This is a genomic window from Streptomyces sp. NPDC005722, from assembly GCF_040630935.1.
Taxonomy (GTDB): Bacteria; Actinomycetota; Actinomycetes; order Streptomycetales; family Streptomycetaceae; genus Actinacidiphila.
In genome coordinates this window covers 302357-319895 of record NZ_JBEXYN010000003.1, presented here as the reverse complement: position 1 = coordinate 319895, position 17539 = coordinate 302357, and the positions used below count along the sequence as shown (strand labels likewise).

The window sequence follows — 17539 nt, the reverse complement described above, 5'->3', positions numbered from 1 at the left end:
CCGTCGGCCGACGGAACACCGTGCAGCTGAACCGAGTTGACGCCCACGCCCTCACGCACCGCCGCATGCCCGCCAACCGCCCGCGCCGTGCCACCCCGCCGAAACCACGCCGGCGGGCACGCGACGCGCGGTCACCGTGGTCCCCCGGCCGGCGGAAGACCCGCCAGCAGCGCCGGGTTGACGACCGCCAGGATGACCGCGACGTCCTCGCGGGGCACCGCTGGCCACAGGATGTCGCGGGCGCGGCGGTACTTGGCGGCCAGCCGCAGCCGCTGTGCCTCGTCGAGACGGGCGGCCCGGTCCGGGTGGCTGTTGTGGGCGTTGTCGGCGATCTTCACCAGGGCCGCGTCCCGGTCGGCGGCGATCCGCCGCAGCTTGTCCTCGTAGGCCACGCCCGGCTGGTTGGTGACCCGTTCGACGAGGGCGACGACCCGGTCCGGGACGCCGGCGGCGCGCAGCCCGCCGGCGGTCCACGGGGTGTCCTCGATGACGTCGTGCAGGAGCCCCGCCATCTGCAGTTCCGGCCCGAACGCGGCGAGGCCCGCCGCGACCGCGCGTACGTGCTCGACGTACGGCACGCCGATGCGGTCGGTCTGGCCCTCGTGCGCCAGGCGGGCCAGGGCGTCGGCGTCGGCCACGCTGTTCACCTTCATGGCACCCCATCCTCGGGGGCGCCGCCCGGGCCGGTCCAGCCTCAGCCCAGCGCGGCGAGCAGGCGCTCGGCCAGCGGGCCGGAGGAGGCCGGGTTCTGGCCGGTGATCAGGTTGCGGTCGGTCACCACGTGGGGCGCCCAGGGCTCGCCCTCCTGGAAGTCCGCCCCGAGGGCGACCAGTCGCTCCTGCAGGAGCCAGGGGGCGTGGGCGGCGAGCCCGCCCTGCTTCTCCTCGGTGTCGGTGAAGGCGGTCAGCCGGTAGCCCGCGAACGGCCAGCCGCCGTCGGGGCGTTCGGCCGCGAGCAGGGCCGCGGGGCCGTGGCAGACGACGCCGAGGGGCTTGCCCGAGTCCAGGGCGGCGGTCAGCAGGCGTCCGGAGACCGGGTCGACGGCGAGGTCCTCCATCGGGCCGTGCCCGCCGGGGTAGAACACGGCGGCGTAGTCGTCGAGGTCCGCCTCCTCCAGCTTGACCGGGTGCCGCAGCGCCGTCATCGCCTCCAGTTCCGCGGCGATCGCCTGCGCGCCCTCCTCCCCGCCGTTGTACTCGGGGGCCAGACTGGCCCGGTCCACGGCCGGAACGACGCCGCCCGGCGTGGCCACGACGACCTCGTGCCCCGCGGCGGTCAGGACGCGGTGCGGGGTCACGGCCTCCTCGGCCCAGAAGCCGGTGGGGTGCCCGGTGCCGTCGGACAGCGTCCAGGACGACGCGCCGGTCAGGACGAACAGGATCTTCGCCATGTCAGGTCTCCTTGGGGTGCTCGGTTGCCGCCGCCCGTCTTCGGAACGGGCCGCGGACCTCGACGGTAGGACGGGAGAGCCATCGATTTCCAATAGGATCGCCACCATGAGCCATACGGATTCCAATGGGTCGCCGGGACTGCGCACGGCACGCGGGGGCGGCGGCCCGTCAGGGGGGCCGCTGGACCTGACGCTGCTGCGCACCTTCCTGGCGGTGCACCGCGCGGGTTCCTTCACGGCGGCCGCGCGGCTGCTGGGGCTGTCCCAGCCGACGGTGACCACCCAGATCCGTACGCTCGAAGGACAACTGGACCGGGAGCTCTTCGAACGGCTGCCGCGCGGGGTCGCCGCCACGCCCTTCGCCGACGAGCTCGCCGGACGGGTGGCCGAGCCGCTCGACGCGCTCGCGGCCGTCGCCGACCGCGGGCACGGCGACCCGGACGTCCTGGCCGAGCCGGTCCGGCTCGGGGGCCCCGCGGAGGTGCTGTGCGAACGCGTGCTGCCGGCGCTCGCGCCGCTCGTCGAGCGCGGCGTGCGGCTGCGCGTCGGCACCGGGCTCACCGACGACCTGCTGGCCTCGCTGCGCGCCGGACAGCACGACCTGGTGATCTCCACGCACCGGCCGCGCGGCCGTCTGCTCAGTGCCGTACCCCTGATGGACGAGGAGTTCGTGCTGGTGGCCGCCCCGTCGCGGGCCGCCCGGCTGGACGTGGCGTCCGACGGGCCCGGCGCGCTGAGCGGCGTGCCGCTCGTCTCGTACGCCGAGGACCTGCCGATCGCCCGCCGCTACTGGCGCCACGTCTTCGACCGGCGGCTCACCGGCCAGGCCGCCGTGACCGTTCCCGACCTGCGCGGCGTGCTGGCCCTGGTCGCGGCGGGCGCGGGCTTCACCGTCCTCCCCCGCTACCTGTGCGCCGCCGCCCTCGCCGAGGGGACACTCGTGCCGCTGCTGGAACCCGACGACCCGCCCATCAACACCGCCTACCTCGTGCAGCGCCCGGGAGCCGACCACCACCCGCACCTCGGCCTCGTCCGCGACCTCCTGCTGCGCGAGGCCCGCGCCTGGTGAGACGGGACGAGCGGCCCCGCGACGCACCCGGGTGCGGGCGGGCGGAGCGCGTGCTTGAGTCTCCCGCGACGGGAGACCCCAGGATGGCGGACATGGACGACGACACCCTCCACACCATCGGTGACCTGGCCCGGCTGACCGGTCTGACCGTGAAGACCATCCGGTACTGGTCGGACACCGGAGTGGTGCCGCCGACCGACCGGACACCCGCCGGCTACCGGCTCTACGACCGCGCCGCGCTGGACCGCCTGGCCCTCGTGCGCACGCTGCGCGACCTCGGCATCGACCTCGCGTCCGTCCATTCCATCCTGGACCGCGAGGTCACCGTCGCCGAGGTCGCCGCCGCCCACGCCGAGGCGCTGGAGGTGCAGATCCGCACCCTGCGGATCCGCCAGGCGGTGCTGCGGACGGTCGCGGGGCGCGGGGCCTCACCACAGGAGACGGAACTGATGCACCGACTCGCCACCCTCTCGGACCGTGAACGCCGCCGCCTCGTCGACGAGTTCGTCGACCACATCGTGAGCGGCATCGACGTCGACCCCGGTTTCCCGGCCATGATGCGCGCCGCGATGCCCGAACTGCCCGAGGACGCCTCCGCGGAACAGGTCGACGCCTGGGTGGAACTGGCCGAACTGATCCAGGACGAGGACTTCAGGGCCGGTGTCCGCCGGGCCGTCGCCGACCAGAGCCGCTCGCTCGCCGAGGACGGGCAGCCGGACCCGGCGGTGGCGCGCCGGACGGCCGACCTGCTGCGCGAGCGCGCCGGGGGCGCCGCGGCGGCGGGCATCGACCCGGCCTCGCCGTCGGCCCGGCCGGTCGTGGCCGAACTCGTGGCGGCCTACGTCGAGTTGTCGGGCCGTACGGACGGTCCGGAGTTCCGCGCGTGGCTGGCCGAACGGCTGGAGATCTCGCACGACTCCCGTTACGAGCGCTACTGGCACCTGCTGGCGCGGGTGGGCGGCCAGGAGGCAGCCCCGGCCCTGGCGCCGGCCGCCGCCTGGCTGACGGCCGCCCTGCGGGCCGGGTGAGGCGGGCCGCACGGGACGGGCGGGACGAGCCGCACGCGGCCCGCCCTCAGCGTTCCTCCGCGACCCGGGCCCGCTGCCGCAGGACCTCGGCGGCCCGCCGGCACCAGTCCCGGTTGCCCTCCTCGAAGGCCAGGCCCCGCAGACAGGTGAGGTAGGGGCCCACACGGCGGCCGCGGCCGAGGAACTCCTCCTCGGTGCGGCCGCCGCGCATCCGCGCGAGCAGCCGTTCGAACAGCTCGATCTTGGCGTCGGCGAAGGCGGCCCTCTCCCCCAGCCGGGCGATCAGCTCCCCCGCGTCGACGACGTCGGCGGCCTGCACCGCCACCAGCAGGTCGTCGCGGATGAAGGAGGGTTTGCCGACCGCGGCGGCGAAGCGTCCGAGCTCGGCGAACCCGCCCTCGGTCACGTGGAAGAGCCGCTTGTTGGGCCGGCTGTCCTGGACGACCTCCCGGCCGGCGATCAGCCCTTCCTTCTCGAGCCTGGCCAGTTCGGCGTAGAGCTGCTGGGGCAGGGCGTGCCAGAAGTTCGCCACGCCGATGTCGAACGCCTTCGTCAGCTCGTAGCCGCTGAGTTCGCCGTCCAGGAGCGCGGCCAGGACCGCGTGCCGCAGGGCCATCCCGGCTCCCCTTCCGTCCGCCCGTTCCGGCCTGCCGTACCGGGCCGGGCCCTTCCGCGTGGACGCCCCCCATGATACTCAAGGAACTGACTAGTCAATTTTCTGAGTATCGAGCGTCCGAGCCGGACGACCACAGGAGGAGCCATGGAAGCCGCCGACCGCTTCAGGGCCGCCGTCGAGCGCGGCGATCTCAGCGCGCTGGAGGAGCTGTTCCACGACGACATCCGCCTCCACAGCCCCGTGAAGTTCACGCCGTTCGAGGGCAAGCCCATGGTGATGGGGCTCTTCGGCGTCCTGCTGCGCACCTTCGAGGACTTCCACTACGTGGGGACCCTCGACGGCACGGTCGAGAGCGGCGCGGACGGCACCGGGGCGCCGTCGACCGTGCTGGTGTTCCGCGCCACCGTGGGCGGCAGGAGCATTCACGGCATCGACCTGCTGCAGGTCGACGAGACGGGCCTGATCAAGGAGTTCACGGTGATGGTGCGCCCGCAGTCCGCGGTGCACGCGCTCGGGGAGGCCGTCCTGGCCGGCCTCGTCGCCGACGGCCTCGTCCCGGCGCCGTAGCGCGGGCCGGCCGCCCGCGGAACGTCAGATGCCGGCGCGGACCAGGCGGCCCAGGGCGGGCAGCACGGCGCGCAGGTCCCCGGCGTCGACCGCGACGGTGGCCGCCTCGCGCGCCGCGGCCGAGGCGTTGAACGCCACGCTCACGCCCACGGACGCGAACAGCGGGAGGTCCGAGCGGCTGTCCCCGACGGCCGCGCACGAACGCGGAGCCAGCCCCCACCGCCGCGCCTGTGCGAGGGCGACGTCGCGTTTGTCGTACTCGTCGAAGTGCCGGGCCACCCGGCCCGTGAACCGGCCGCCGGCGGTCTCCAGCCGGGGCCCGCCGAACGCGTGGAAGCCGAAACGGCCGGCCAGGTGGCTGCCGACCGGCGACCAGGCGAGGGTCGCCAGGACGGGCAGCAGGCCGTTCCGCCGGCACCAGGTCACGGTCTCCGCGATGCCCGGCACCAGGGGGAGTCCGTCGAGCCAGCCGGCGACCCGCTCCACGGGAACCCCCGCCCAGCCCGCGGCGTCCAGTTCGGAGACCTGGCGGTTGTCCAGGTCACCGGCGGCGTACGCGTCCTCGGCCCGGGCCAGCTCGTCGCGGTGGCCGAGGAAGCCGGCCAGGTGGACGGACGAACTCGTCCCCGGGACGAGGGTGCCGTCGACGTCGAAGAACACGGCGCCCGCATGATCCGTGGAGAACACCGGGCAAGGATGGCACAGCCGATCAGCGGCGCCGGGCACCGGGACCGCGGCGCAGCCGGAACAGCAGGGCGATCGCGGCCATGCCGCCGAGCAGTGTGGCGCTGCCGAGGGCGAGCAGGGTCCGCCCCGGTCCCTCGCTCTCGGCCGCCACGGGCTGGGTCGCCGGGGTGCGGACGGCGTCCCGCGGGGAGGCCTGGGCGGCCGCGGCGGATGCGGAGGTCGCCGCGGCGGACGGGGACTCCGCGCCGCGGGAGGCCGTGGCCTCGGGGCTCGCGGAGGTCGCGGCCGCCGACGGCCTGGCGGGCTTCGCCGGCTTCGCGGTCCTGGCCGGCGCCTTGGCCGCGGCGGCCGGGAAGACGACGTCGGAGCAGGAGTAGTACGTGTCGGGCGTCGAGGAGTTCTGCCAGATCGTGAAGAGGACGTGCCGCCCGGTGCGGTCCGAGGGCAGCCGCCCGGCGATGCGGTAGGCCCCGCCGGACACGGGCGGGTCGGTGACCTTCGCGAAGGGGTCGCTCGCCAGCGCCGACCAGGTCAGGGGCCGGGTCGGGTCGTAGCCCTGCTTGGTGAGGTACAGCCGGAAGGTGCCCTGGTGCGGGATGGTCGTGCCGTACGCCATCGTGAATGCCGCGCCCGGCGTCAGCCGGGTGGCCGGCCAGTCGGTGCGCGGCAGGTCGAGGCCGCGGAAGGCGGCCAGACCGCCGCTGCACAGCTTCCCGTCCGGGATCACCTGGCGGTCGCGGCCCGCGACCCCGGCGACCCGGAGGTTGTCCCAGTCGGCGAAGGGCCGGCTCCCGCCGTTGGCGGCCGCGGCGGCCCGGCAGGCGGCCGTCCCCACGTACTGTCCGCTTCCGGCCGCGCACGCCGCGGCGCGGCTGACCGGGGACACCGGCGCGCCGTGGGCGGCCGCCGGTCCCGCCAGGGCCAGCGGCAGCAAGGCGGCCGTGCCTGCGACGACGGAGCTGAGCACGTGGCGCGATGGGGCCATGCCGGCCGCCTTCCCTGTTGCCGTTCGGTGGATCGGAACGCACGTCCCCCCGTACTACGGACGGTCGGCGGGGGGTGTTCAGCCGGGTGGGGGGTTCCCCGGGAACCGGCCGTGGAGGAATCGTGTCTGTTGAGGAAAAGTCGACGCGGTCGCCGGCACCGCGCCACATGCAGGGGGGACAAGTGAATGAGCGGCTGGAGGGTGCCCGGTTACACCGAGGCCCGGGAACTGGGCTCGGGTGGCGGCGGAAGAGTGCTGCTGGCGTTCCATGACGCCACGTCAACGCCCGTCGCGATCAAGTACCTGAGCGACGAGCTCCGGGCGGACCCCGGGTTCCTCCAGGAGTTCCGCGCCGAGGCACAGCTGCTGGGAGGTCTCGAGACACCGTATGTCGTCAGTCTCTACGAGTACGTGGAGGGTCCCCACGGCGCCGCCATCGTCATGGAGCTGGTGGACGGCATCGCGTTGAGGGCGCTGCTCCGCCAGGAAGGAGCCACCGGGCCCGAGGCAGCGCTGGTGGTGCTCAAGGGGTCGTTGCTCGGCCTCGCCGCCGCCCACCGCACCGGAGTGGTGCACCGCGACTACAAACCGGAGAACGTCCTGGTCGCGGCGGACGGGTCGTCCAAGCTGGTCGACTTCGGCATCGCTTTGCGCAGCGGGACCAAGGGGGCCGTGGTGGGAACGCCCGCCTACATGGCCCCGGAGCAGTGGAACGGGCGGACGGCCTCCCCGGCCGCGGACGTGTACGCGGTGACGGCCACGTTCTACGAGTGCCTCACCGGTCGCAAGCCGTTCCGCGGCGAGAACTTCGCCGAGCTGGCCGTGCAGCACATCGAAGCACCCGTGCCGGTGGAGGAGGCGCCGGAGCCCGTGCGGCAGCTGATCCTCCACGGGATGGCGAAGGACCCGGCACAGCGCCCGGCGGACGCGGAGGCGTTCGTCGCGGAACTGGAGGTGATCGCGGGAGCGGCCTACGGAAGCGACTGGGAGGAGCGAGGTCAGCGCAGGCTCGCCGCCCTCGCGGCGTTGCTGCCGCTGCTCTTCCCCTCGGCGGGACCGGCGGCCGGAACGGCCGACCTGGCCACCACCCTCGTCCGTGGCGGCGCACGCCGCCTGACACGACAGGGCATGCTCGCCGCGGTGGGCGGGGTGGTCATCGCCGGACTGCTGACCTTCGCCGCGGTGGCCTCGGGAGAGGGCCCACGGCAGACGACAGCCAACTGGACAGGGGAAACGACGAGAGCGACCCCGCGCGGCAGCTCCGCCACACCGGGGACGACGTCTCCACCGGGCAGTCCCTCGCCCGGCACGACGAGTGCGTCGCCCTCGCAGCCGGAGAGCGCCCCGGCCTCCACCGGGGCCACCGCCGTCACCACGCCGACCACGCCGCAGGCACCGACGCCGACCACGACGGCCTCAGCCTCGGCCACGGCTTCTGCGTCCGTGACGACCACGCCGCCGGCGTCGCCCTCCACGTCACCGGAACCCCCGGTGAGCGTGAGCGAGGTCGCCGTCACCTCGCTCGGCCAGACGGGTGCATTGAGCGCCGCGGCCACCATCCGGCTGCGGACCGGGGACGCACGCCCCGTGACGGTCACGGTGACCTGGTACGTGAGCGACGCGAAGGGGGAGCGCGGCACCGCCGACGGCGCGCAGACCTTCACCCGCAGCGGCTCGACCTCGTACTCCTTCACCGCCGAGCACACGTTCCCGCGGGGCAGCGGCTGTTGGTTCGGGGCGCTCGCCACCACCGACCCGGCGGCGGCCAACGGGCAGTCGTTCCAGCAGATCCTCACCCGCGGGTGCGTGATCACGTGAACGGACCACGCGACCTCCCGCCGGAGGGGACGGAGCGCACCGTCCGCCTCGGACCGGCGGACGCACCGCCGGACGAGGCGATTGCGCGGGAAGCCGTCCCCCAGGACGCCGCGCCGCAGGACGCCGAACCCGTACGGCCGGCGGCCGATCACGACTACAGCGCCACCGTCCTCGCCGAGCACTGGGCGCCGTCCACCCTGCCGACGGCACGGCTGGAACCGCAGATCAGCGCCGAGGGCGCGACCCCGACGGTGAAGGCCGGCCCCACCGTCGTCCTCCCGGACCGGGTCGAGGGCGACGTGATGCGCTTCGGGCCCGGTGTCACACCGGTCGCGGCGGCCCGGGCGAACGTCGCCGCCGAGGTGTGGCGGGGCGCGCTCACCCCGCCCCGGCAGCCTCCCCCGCGACGGCGGCGATGGCCGCGGCGGTACGCACTGGCCGCGTCGGTGCTGGTGGCGGTGCTGCTCTTCCTCGCCTGGCAGCGCTTCGGACCGGGCCTGCAGGTGCAGCAGGTGACCGTCACCCCGTCCCCGTCGGCGCCCGCCTGCGACACCACCGTCGACCTGGTCGCGGTGGTCACCACCAACGGCCGCCCGGGCACGATCAGTTACCGCTGGCTACGCAACGACGGCACTTCCTCCGACGTGCTGTACGAGGAGGTCCCGCGCGGCCGCCACGAGGCCCGGCTGCACCTGCTGTGGACCTTCCGCGGCCACGGCACGTACCGGGCGCGGGCCGAACTGCGCATCACCACCCCCGGCCACCGCTCGGTCACCACGGGTTTCACGTACGACTGCCCGTGACCGCCGAGCCCGCCCACGCGGCCTGCGCGCGGGCGGGTTCCGCCATATGACGAGGCTTCAGCGAATGCCCGTCGTCTTTTAACTCTCTTGACCGGGACGAACACTCTCGGTAGCGCTTATCGCATCTCCGCGACTTTCCCGCAACCTTGCGAATCGATGGTTTTTCCGGCTTTCCGGAACGGTACTCGTCGATTCGTCGCGACTTCTCGAGCATTTGCGCAGTCCAGGGCCGCGACATGCCACTTCGATCATCTTCGAGTGGCAGTCCGAACGAGGACGGCGGAGACTACGAGGAGCGACATATGGTTGTATGGCGAGAGAAGAGCTCACGACCGCATGGCTTCCGGATTACTCGCTCCGGCCCAGCCGGGGCGCGAGGGACACCGGGTACCGGCCTTACCGGCCGCCCGTGGTCGACTTTTCCTCAAGGAGCTCACATCGTGGAAAAATCTGCAGAGGTCCTGTCGTCGGATCCCGCTTCGGATCCCGATGAATCTTCAATCACCGGGCGCCCTTACGCCGCCCCGGCCGACGGCACGGAAAAGACACTCGCCGACATCCTGGCGGGCATCGTGCACACCGACCGGGTATCGGCCGACAGCCATTTCTTCACGGAAATGGGTGCCGACTCGCTGGTGATGGCGCATTTCTGCGCCCGGGTGCGGAAGCACCAGGACCTGCCGTCGGTGTCGATGAAGGACATCTACCGGAACCCGACGATCAGGAGCCTCGCGGCGGCCCTGGCGGAGGCCCCGTCCCCCGCCGCGCAGGGCACGGCCGCGTCCGCCCTCGCCGACGTGCCGGTCCCGGAGGCGATCGAGGCGGCGGCCGCGCGGGGCACCCCGCGCTACGTGCTGTGCGGTGTGCTGCAGGCCCTGTTCTTCCTGGGCTGGTCCTACCTCGCCGCGCTCGTCGTCACGAGCGGCGCGGAGTGGATATCCGCCGCCACGGGCCCCTTCGACATCTACCTGCGATCCGTGGAGTTCGGCGGCGCGGCCTTCGCCGGCGTCTGCGTCCTGCCCGTCGTGGGCAAGTGGCTCCTGGTCGGGCGGTGGAAGCCGCAGGAGATCCGCATCTGGAGCCTGGCGTACTTCCGGTTCTGGTGCGTGCGGACCCTCATCCGGGCGAACCCCATGGTCCTGTTCGTCGGTTCACCGCTGTACGTGCTGTACCTGAGGGCGCTCGGCGCGCGAATAGGCCGCGGCGTGGCCATCTTCTCCAAGCACGTCCCGGTCTGCACCGACCTGCTGACCATCGGCGACGGCACGGTCATCCGCAAGGACTCGTACTTCTCCTGCTACCGGGGACACTCGGCGGCGATCCAGACCGGCCCGGTCACCCTCGGCAGGGAGGTGCTGATCGGCGAGGTGACGGTGCTCGACATCGGCACCTCCATGGGCGACGGCGCCCAACTCGGCCACGCCTCCTCGCTCCACACCGGCCAGTCGGTCCCGGCCGGCGAGCGGTGGCACGGCTCCCCGGCCCAGCCGGGCGCGGCGGACTACCGCTCGGTCGCGCCGCTGGAGTGCGGCAGGGGCCGCCGCATCGGCTACTGCCTGTCGCAGCTGCTGATCCTCCTGGCCGTCTGGGTCCCCCTCGCGGTCGGCGGGGTGGCGATCCTGCTCGCGGTGGTCCCGCGCCTGGACCCGCTGCTGGAGCCGGGCCCGGTGGCCCTGACGACGTGGGCCTTCTACGCCGACGCCGTGGCCGCCTCCTTCGTGCTCTTCTGCGGGGCGCTGCTGCTGGGCCTGCTGTCCGTGGCCACCGTGCCGCGGCTGCTGCACCCGCTCGTGAAGCCCGACACCGTCCACCCGCTCTACGGGTTCCGCTACGGGGTGCACCGGACCATCGGGCTCCTCACCAACCGGAAGTTCTTCCGCGTCCTGTTCGGCGACAGTTCGGCCGTCGTGCACTACCTGCGCGCCATCGGCTACGACCTGTCGCCGGTGGAACAGACCGGCTCGAACTTCGGCACCGAGGTGAAGCACGAGAATCCGTTCCTGAGCAAGGTGGGCAGCGGCACCATGGTCGCCGACGGACTGTCCATCATGAATGCCGACTACTCGAGCACCTCTTTCCGCGTCACCCGGACGGCGATCGGCCCGCACAACTTCCTGGGCAACCACATCGCCTACCCGCCCCAGGGCAGGACCGGCGACAACTGCTTGCTGGCGACGAAGGTCATGGTCCCCGTCGAGGGGCCGGTCCGGGAGAACGTCGGACTGCTCGGCTCGCCCAGCTTCGAGATCCCGCGCACGGTGGACCGCGACAGCAAGTTCGACCACCTGAAGGACGGCGACACCTTCCGCCGCCTGCTGTCGGACAAGAACAGGCACAACACCGGCACGGCGGTGCTGCACCTGCTGCTGCAGTGGCTGCTGCTCTTCCTGGTGCTGCTGACGGCGTCCTGCGCGGCCGACTTCTACCCCGCGTACGGGGCCGCCGCGGTCGCCGTCGCGAACGTCGTGGTCCTGGTGGTCACGGTCACCTACATCGTGCTCGGCGAGCGCGTCGTGACCCGCTTCCGCGGTCTGCGGCCGCTGTACTGCTCGATCTACGACCTCGACTTCTGGCGGCACGAACGCTACTGGAAGGTGACGGCCGCGACGGAGTACCTGAACGTCCTCAACGGCACCCCGTACAAGAACGTCGTCTGGCGCCTGCTCGGCGTGCGGATCGGGCGCCGGGTCTTCGACGACGGCCTCTTCCTCCCCGAGCGCTCGCTGGCCGCCATCGGCGACGACTGCACGCTCAACGCGGGCACCGTCATCCAGAGCCACTCCCAGGAGGACGGCGCCTTCAAGTCCGACCACAGTTCGCTGGGTGCCGGCTGCACCCTCGGGGTCGGCGCCCTCGTCCACTACGGCGTGACCGTCGGCGACGGTGCCGTGATCGCCCCGGACTCCTTCGTGATGAAGGGCGAGGAACTCCCCGCGCACGCCCGGTGGGGCGGCAACCCCGCCCGGGAGATGCCCGAGAACCCGAAGGACCCGAAGAACCCCGACAGCGGCGGCGATCGCGCCACCGCGCTGACCAGCGGTGTGTAGCCCCGTGGAAACCGCGAGTGGAGGAAGGTCGATGGACAAGGCAGCGGACGCCGGACGGGAGTTCTGGCGCGGAGAACTCGTCAAGGGCGGGTTCACCGCGATCCCCCGCTGGACCTCCGAACCGGTCAGCGGCGCCGCCGAGCACGTGGTGGCGGTCCCCGACGGCCTCACGGCGTCGGTGCGCCGGGTGGCGGACGAGGTCGGGGTCCCGCTGGGTTCGGTGCTGCTGGCCGCGCACGCCAAGGTGCTGACCGCGCTCTGCGGCGAGGCCGAGGTCGTGACGGGTTACGTGGCCGCGGGCGGCGCGGTGCTGCCGTGCCGGCTGTCGGCGGGCCCCGGCTCGTGGCGCTCCCTGCTGCTGGACGCGCGTGGCGCGGAGTCCCGGCTGCTGGCCCACCAGGACGTCCCGGTCGACGCGCTCCGCAAGGAACTCGACCTGGCCGAGCCGCTGTTCGAGACGGTCTTCGACCTGTCCGGCGGTGGCGTCGAACTCGCCCCGGGCACGGTGCTGTGGGTCGGCGCGTCCGACCGCGACGGCCGGCTCTCGCTGCGGCTGCGCTACGCCACCGACGTCATGGACGAGGACGCCGCGGCCCGCGTCGCCGGCTACCACCTGGCCGCGCTGGCCCGGATCGCCGCCGACCTCGACGCCGAGCACACCCGCAAGAGCCTGCTGTCGGCGGAGGAGAGCCGGCTGCAGCTCACCGGGATGGCCGGACCGCGCAGGAAGCTGCCGGACCGGCGGATGCACGAGCTGTTCGAGGAGCGGGTCCGGGCGCACCCGGAGGCGGTCGCGGCCGTCCACGGGGACCGCCAGTGGACGTACGGCGACCTCAACGCCCGCGCCAACCGTCTGGCCCACGCCCTCCTGGCGCGCGGTCTGGAGCGCGAGGGCGTGGTCGCGGTGGTCACCGAGCGGAACCTGGACTGGCTGGCGGCCGTGCTGGCGGTCTTCAAGGCCGGCGGCGCCTACCTGCCGATCGAGCCGCACTTCCCGGCCGGCCGGATCAGGAACACCCTCAGCCGCGCCGAGTGCCGCCTGGTGCTGACCGAGCGCGGCAGCACCGCCACCCTCGACGAGGCCCTGTCCGCGCTCCCCGAGGTGCAGCGGCTGCCGGTCGAGGACGCCTACGCCGAGGACCACCCGAGCGAGGACCCGCAGGTGGCCGTCGCCCGGGACCAGTTGGCGTACATCTACTTCACCTCCGGCTCGACCGGGGAGCCCAAGGGCGCGATGTGCGAGCACGCGGGCTTCCTCAACCACCTCTACGCCAAGATCGACGACCTCGGCATCTCCGAGGGGCAGGTGGTGGCGCAGACCGCCCCGCAGTGCTTCGACATCTCGCTGTGGCAGCTGGTCTCGGCGCTGCTCGTCGGCGGGCGCACGCTGCTGGTGGAGCAGGAGACGATCCTGGACGCCGACCGCTTCCTCGACAAGGTCGTCGAGGGACGGGCGAACGTCGTCCAGCTCGTCCCCTCCTACCTGGACGTCGTCCTGTCCGCCCTGGAGCGCGAGCCGCGCGAACTGCCCGACCTGCGCTGCGTGTCGGTGACCGGCGAGGCCCTGAAGAAGGACCTCATCGGACGCTGGTTCGCCGCCCGGCCCGGAGTGAAGCTGGTCAACGCCTACGGGCTGACCGAGACCAGCGACGACACCAACCACGCGGTGATGGACCGCGTCCCGGACACCGACTGGGTGCCGCTGGGCCGGCCCGTCAACAACGTCCGCGTGTACGTCGTCGACGAGCACCTGTCGCCGGTGCCGCTGGGCGCGCCCGGCCTGGTCGTCTTCTCCGGGGTCTGCGTGGGCCGCGGCTACGTCAACGACCCGGAGCGCACCCGGCAGGCGTACCTGACCGACCCCCACCACACCGGCGAGCGGCTGTACCGCGGCGGCGACTACGGTCGCTGGCACCCGGACGGCACGCTGGAGTTCCTCGGCCGCAAGGACCACCAGGTCAAGATCCGCGGTTTCCGCATCGAGATCGGCGAGATCGAGAACACCCTGGTCCGGGCGCCGGGCGTGCGCGACGGCGCAGTGGTCGTCAGCGAGGACGGCGACCAGCTCGTCGCCTTCTACTCGGGCCCCACGCCCGTGGCGGCCGACGCGCTGCGCGAGCACCTGGCGCAGTCCCTGCCCGCCTACATGGTGCCCGCGGCCTTCCACTGGAAGGAGAGCCTGCCGCTGACCGCCAACAGCAAGATCGACCGCAAGGCGCTGACGGCGCTCGCCGCGCGGGAGGACTCCGGAAGGGCCTCGGAGCGGCCGGACGGGCAGGTCCCCGGCACCGCCGCCGAGCGGCGCCTGGCGAAGGCCTGGTCGACGGTGCTGGGCGTCCCGCAGGAGCGGATCGGCCGCCGGGACCACTTCTTCGACCGCGGCGGCACCTCGCTGTCGGCGGTACGGCTGGCGATCCTGCTGGACCGCGCGATCTCCCTCAAGGACGTCACCGCCCACCCGGTCCTCGCCGACCTCGCCGAGGTCGTCGACGGCCGCACGGAATCCCGTCCCGGGCTGCTGCGGACACTGTCGGAGCCGGACGGCGAACCGCACGGCGCCCTGGTGTGCTTCCCGCACGCCGGGGGCGACGCGGTGGACTTCCGGCCGCTGGCGGCGGCCCTGCGGCCCGCGTGCTGGGCGGTCCACGCCGTCGAACGGCCCGGCCACGACCCGGCCGCCCGCGGCGAGGCCTTCGCCCCGCTGGAGCAGGTGGCCGCCTCGGTGGCCGAGGAGATCGCCGGCCGCGGACCGTCCCGGATCCTGCTGTGGGGCCACTCGTCGGGCACCGCCCTCGCGGTGGAGACCGCCCGGCGGCTGCAGGAGAAGGGCGTGGAGGTCCAGCGCGTGTTCCTCGGCGCGCAGTTGCTCGGCGACTCCGCCGGGCGGCGTGCCGCAGCCGAGGCGCTGGCCGGCCGTGACGACGCCGCGATCGCCGCCGAGCTCGGCGGTGACGGCGGTGACGGCGGTGACGGCGGTGACGGCGGTGACGGCCGGCTCGCCGGGCCGGACACGGCGCGTGCCGCGCACGTCGCCGCCGCCTACCGCCACGACTGCGTGGCGGCCCACCGATACTTCGCCGACGCCCTGGACTCCGCACCGCCGGTGCGGCTGTCCGCGCCGGTCACCGTGGTCGTCGCCGCCGACGACCCGTACACGGCGGACCACTCCCGCCGGTACCACGAGTGGCTGCTGCTGGCCGAGCACGTCGACCTGTACGAGCTCGCCCGCGGCGGTCACCACTTCCCCCGCACCTGCCCGGACGAGGTGGCGCAGGCGGTCCTGCGCGCCGCCGAACTCCTGGCCTCCCCATGAACGCGAACCGAGAGGAGACGCAGTTGTCGACCTCAGCTTCCCCACAGTCCCTGCTCGACCTCGAGCTGCGGCCCGGCTCACCCCCGATCCTGCGTGCCGGGGCCGTCGAGGACCCGGCGGGCTGGGCCGACGGGCACCGCGACGCGCTGCGCGCGGTCGTCGCCGAGCACGGCGCGATCCTGATCCGCGGGCTCGGCCTGACCGACGCCGACAAGGCCGCGGGCGTCGTACGGCGGCTGGCCGGCCGGCTGACCGCCGAGAAGGAGGCCTTCGCGTCCCGGCAGACCTACGCCGAGGGCCTGTACTCCTCCTCCAACTGGCCGCCCAACCAGCCGATGTGCATGCACCACGAGCTCAGCTACCGGCTCGAGTTCCCCGGCATGATGATGTTCGCCTGCCTGACCGCGCCGGAGAAGGGCGGGGCGACGGCGGTGGCCGACGCGCCGACCGTGCTCGAGGCACTGCCGGCCGAACTGGTCCAGCGCTTCGAGCGGGAGGGCTGGCTGCTCACCCGCAGCTACAACGACGAGATCGGGGCGACCGTCGCCGAGGCCTTCGGCACGGACGACCGGTCGGCCGTCGAGGACTACTGCCGCGCCAACGCCATCGCCTTCGAGTGGCAGCCTGACGGGGCCCTGCGCACCCGCCAGCGGCGCAGCGCCGTCGTCCGCCACCCGGTCACGGGACGGCGCTGCTGGTTCAACCAGATCGCGTTCCTCAACGAGTGGACGATGGACCCCGAGGTGCACGAGTACCTCGTGGACATGTACGGCGCCGAGGGCCTGCCGTTCAACACCCGCTTCGGCAACGGCGACCCGATCGGCGCGGACGTCGTCCAGCTGCTCAACACCGTGTACGAGGCGAACACCGCCCGCGAACCCTGGCAGACGGGCGACCTGATGCTCGTCGACAACATCCGCACCGCCCACAGCCGCGAGGCCTACGAGGGCTCCCGTGAAGTGCTGGTCGGCATGGCCGACGCGGTGCGCCTGGCCGACTGCTCCCCGACCGTCGAGGTGACGACCGCATGACCAGCAACCGCTCCGCCGCCAAGGGTTCCGCGCCCGCCGGGCCGCTCGCCGTACCGCCGTTCGCGGTGGTGCCCGGCGTCCAGGTCCAGCACGCGCTGCACGGGCGCGAGAAGCAGATCACGGAGCTCGTGGAGACCACGTACCGGCTGCACTCCGCCGGTGACTCGGTGAACCCGCCGTCCTACTTCCTGCGGTTCCCCGACCGTCCCACCGCCCGGATCATCGCCCTGCCCGCCTCCATCGGCGGCGAGGTGCGCGTGGACGGCCTGAAGTGGATCTCCAGCTTCCCGGAGAACGTGGCGGCGGGCATCCCCCGGGCGTCCGCGGTGCTGATCCTCAACGACCACGACACCGGCTACCCCATCGCGTGCCTGGAGAGCTCCATCATCAGCGCCACCAGGACGGCCGCGATGGCGGCCCTGGCCGCCGACCGGCTGAGCCGTCCCGACCGCCGCCCGCGGCGCGTGGGGTTCTTCGGGACGGGGCTGATCGCCCGCTACATCCACACCTACCTGGTGGGCACCGGCTGGCACTTCGACGAGATCGGCGTGCACGACCTGTCGGCCGAGAGCGCGAAGGGCTTCCAGGGCTACCTGGAACAGTCGGGCGCCCCGGGACGCGTCACGCTGTACGACGACCCCGAGCAGATCATCCGCGCGAGCGACCTGGTGGTCTTCGCCACCGTCGCCGGCGAGCCCCACGTACGGGACATGACCTGGTTCGGGCACAAGCCGCTCGTGTTGCACATGTCGCTGCGCGACCTCACGCCGGAGATCGTGCTCGGCTCGACCAACGTGGTCGACGACGTCGAGCACTGCCTCAAGGCGGACACGTCGCCGCACCTGGCGGAGCAGCGCACGGGCAACCGGGACTTCCTGGCCGGCACGCTGGACGACGTGATCGCCGGCCGGGTGGCGCTCCGCGAGGACCGGCCCGTGGTGTTCTCGCCCTTCGGCCTCGGGGTCCTCGACCTCGCGGTCGGCAAGTACGTCTACGACGAGGTGGCGCGCTCCGGCGAGCTGCACGTCGTCGACGACTTCTTCCACGAACTGCGCCGGTACGGATGAACGGCCGCGACCCCGCCCCCACGACACCGGGCCCCAGGACCTGGGCCCGGGCCCCCGACGGCGGGGCGGGCACCACGGCGACCGACCACAAGGAGCCGCATGCGGAAGTACCTCCGGG

General features: G+C 73.3%; 14 protein-coding genes. 9 read left to right on the top strand and 5 right to left on the bottom strand.

What is annotated here, in order from left to right:
* Positions 1–131: 131 nt before the first annotated feature.
* Complete coding sequence (locus ABZ479_RS05585) at positions 132–653, bottom strand: HD domain-containing protein (RefSeq protein WP_500460081.1); 522 nt, start codon at positions 651–653, stop codon at positions 132–134.
* Between the two features lie 41 nt (positions 654–694).
* Positions 695–1390 carry a type 1 glutamine amidotransferase domain-containing protein gene (locus ABZ479_RS05580; protein WP_500460080.1) on the bottom strand — a complete coding sequence of 232 codons (696 nt, stop codon included), beginning with the start codon at positions 1388–1390 and terminating at the stop codon, positions 695–697.
* 106 nt (positions 1391–1496) lie between these two features.
* On the opposite strand from ABZ479_RS05580, the gene ABZ479_RS05575 reads away from it, so the two are divergent.
* Both ABZ479_RS05575 and ABZ479_RS05570 read left to right on the top strand, forming a co-directional pair.
* Positions 1497–2459 carry a LysR family transcriptional regulator gene (locus tag ABZ479_RS05575; protein WP_500460078.1) on the top strand — a complete coding sequence of 321 codons (963 nt, stop codon included), beginning with the start codon at positions 1497–1499 and terminating at the stop codon, positions 2457–2459.
* Between the two features lie 92 nt (positions 2460–2551).
* The gene (locus ABZ479_RS05570; protein WP_500460076.1) at positions 2552–3487 is read left to right on the top strand and encodes a MerR family transcriptional regulator; all 936 of its coding nucleotides are present in this window, start codon (positions 2552–2554) and stop codon (positions 3485–3487) included.
* 46 nt (positions 3488–3533) lie between these two features.
* Here ABZ479_RS05570 and ABZ479_RS05565 read toward each other — a convergent pair whose 3' ends face one another.
* Positions 3534–4103 (bottom strand): PadR family transcriptional regulator, encoded by a 570-nt coding sequence (locus ABZ479_RS05565; RefSeq protein WP_500460075.1) that lies wholly within the window; start codon positions 4101–4103, stop codon positions 3534–3536.
* A 144-nt stretch (positions 4104–4247) separates the two neighbouring features.
* Here ABZ479_RS05565 and ABZ479_RS05560 point away from each other — a divergent pair, with 144 nt between their 5' ends.
* Positions 4248–4670, top strand: coding sequence for a nuclear transport factor 2 family protein (locus ABZ479_RS05560; RefSeq protein WP_500460073.1), 423 nt, complete (start codon positions 4248–4250; stop codon positions 4668–4670).
* Positions 4671–4694: 24 nt separating this feature from the next.
* Here ABZ479_RS05560 and ABZ479_RS05555 read toward each other — a convergent pair whose 3' ends face one another.
* Positions 4695–5357 carry an HAD family hydrolase gene (locus tag ABZ479_RS05555; protein WP_500460071.1) on the bottom strand — a complete coding sequence of 221 codons (663 nt, stop codon included), beginning with the start codon at positions 5355–5357 and terminating at the stop codon, positions 4695–4697.
* Positions 5358–5379: 22 nt separating this feature from the next.
* Positions 5380–6342: a lytic polysaccharide monooxygenase auxiliary activity family 9 protein gene (locus ABZ479_RS05550; protein WP_500460069.1), complete on the bottom strand. Its 963-nt coding sequence runs from the start codon at positions 6340–6342 to the stop codon at positions 5380–5382.
* A gap of 186 nt (positions 6343–6528) precedes the next feature.
* On the opposite strand from ABZ479_RS05550, the gene ABZ479_RS05545 reads away from it, so the two are divergent.
* From ABZ479_RS05545 to sbnB, 6 genes are all read left to right on the top strand, one after another.
* Positions 6529–8160 carry a serine/threonine-protein kinase gene (locus ABZ479_RS05545; RefSeq protein WP_500460067.1) on the top strand — a complete coding sequence of 544 codons (1632 nt, stop codon included), beginning with the start codon at positions 6529–6531 and terminating at the stop codon, positions 8158–8160.
* Positions 8157–8963 carry a hypothetical protein gene (locus ABZ479_RS05540; RefSeq protein ID WP_500460066.1) on the top strand — a complete coding sequence of 269 codons (807 nt, stop codon included), beginning with the start codon at positions 8157–8159 and terminating at the stop codon, positions 8961–8963. Before ABZ479_RS05545 ends, ABZ479_RS05540 begins: the two co-directional genes overlap by 4 nt.
* 437 nt (positions 8964–9400) lie before the next feature.
* Positions 9401–12010 carry a Pls/PosA family non-ribosomal peptide synthetase gene (locus ABZ479_RS05535; RefSeq protein WP_500460222.1) on the top strand — a complete coding sequence of 870 codons (2610 nt, stop codon included), beginning with the start codon at positions 9401–9403 and terminating at the stop codon, positions 12008–12010.
* A 31-nt stretch (positions 12011–12041) separates the two neighbouring features.
* Positions 12042–15323, top strand: a complete 3282-nt coding sequence (locus tag ABZ479_RS05530) for a non-ribosomal peptide synthetase (protein ID WP_500460065.1) — start codon at positions 12042–12044, stop codon at positions 15321–15323.
* Complete coding sequence (locus ABZ479_RS05525) at positions 15320–16354, top strand: TauD/TfdA family dioxygenase (protein ID WP_500460063.1); 1035 nt, start codon at positions 15320–15322, stop codon at positions 16352–16354. Before ABZ479_RS05530 ends, ABZ479_RS05525 begins: the two co-directional genes overlap by 4 nt.
* The gene (gene sbnB / locus ABZ479_RS05520) at positions 16351–17421 is read left to right on the top strand and encodes a 2,3-diaminopropionate biosynthesis protein SbnB (RefSeq protein WP_499609758.1); all 1071 of its coding nucleotides are present in this window, start codon (positions 16351–16353) and stop codon (positions 17419–17421) included. The genes ABZ479_RS05525 and sbnB overlap by 4 nt, the downstream gene beginning before the upstream one ends.
* Positions 17422–17539: the final 118 nt, after the last annotated feature.